The 1,186-nt window shown below is 40.9% G+C and carries 1 protein-coding gene; it reads left to right on the top strand.

The annotated features are described in order from the left end of the window. A partial coding sequence (locus tag L2713_RS20455) for an IS110 family RNA-guided transposase (RefSeq protein ID WP_248969104.1) occupies nucleotides 1-988 on the top strand: 988 nt, incomplete at its 5' end. Between the last annotated feature and the right edge of the window lie 198 nt (nucleotides 989-1,186).

A 1,186-nucleotide genomic window follows, 5' to 3' on the forward strand; every position in this document is an offset into this window, starting at 1 on the left:
AAAGTCTGTTTTTCAATTATGTGCGTTTGATAAGACAGGGAAAAAACTGATTAATAGATCACTAAAAAGAAATCAAGTCATTAAATTTTTGAGCAATATTGCTCCTTGTCTGATTGGAATGGAAGCATGTTCTAGTTCTCATTATTGGGCACGAGAAATAAAAAAGCTGGGTCATGAAGTCAAACTCATGCCACCTCAGTATGTTAAGCCTTATGTAAAAACAAATAAGAACGATATGGCTGATGCTGAAGCGATTTGCGAAGCGGTTCGCCGCCCCACGATGCGATTTGTTTCTGTTAAAAGTGAAGAGCAACAAGCTTTATTGCTGCTTCATCGAGAAAGAGAAGGCGTAATCAGAGACCGTACCGCATTAATCAATAGAATCAGGGCAAGCCTTCAAGAATTTGGTGTTAGTGTTCCTGCAGGAAGATTTCAGCTAAGAAAATGGTTTAGAGAAGGTTTTAGCTTGGTCGAGCATAAGTTGCCAAAGCTGCTAGTTGAGCACATTAGTTTAATGCAAACACGTTTGAGGGAGCTCGAACAGTATGCAGAATATTTGGATAAGCAGATAGATCTCACGAGTGAAGTCAGTGATGAGTGTCAGAAAGTAAGACAGATCCCAGGTGTTGGTCGCTTAACATCATCCGCATTAATTGCCAGTATTGGTGATGCAAAAGCGTTTTCATCAGGGCGTCAGTTATCCGCTTGGATGGGGTTAGTACCAAGCCAGCACTCTAGCGGAGGTAAGTCACTACTGCTAGGTATCAGTAAGCGAGGAGATACCTACTTAAGACGCATGTTTATCCATGGTGCTAGAGCGGTGATTAGGCATTTAAAAGAAGGAAAACCGTTCTTTGAATGGGTAACCTCGTTGCTCAAGAGAATGCATAAAAACAAAGTGATAGTGGCATTAGCAAATAAACTGGTTCGTATCTCTTGGGCCATATTAGCCAAAGAAGAAAGTTTTAGCGTAGGACGAACCTATTAAGTAAATAAAAGTACATCCAGTTTTGCTAAGTGAAAGCAAGTGATGACAAGACAGGTTAGACCGTGACTTGGAAACTCTGTGCCTAACATCGTTTCTTAGAAAACGATAAAATGATTAGAGCCAAGTCAGCGAAGTTCATCGGGGATCAAGAGCGAGTCTCTTACAAGGAATCCGAATAGATGGCTGCAAAACCACATT

Origin of the sequence: Shewanella seohaensis (assembly GCF_023283775.1) — a bacterium.
Lineage (GTDB): Bacteria > Pseudomonadota > Gammaproteobacteria > Enterobacterales > Shewanellaceae > Shewanella > Shewanella seohaensis.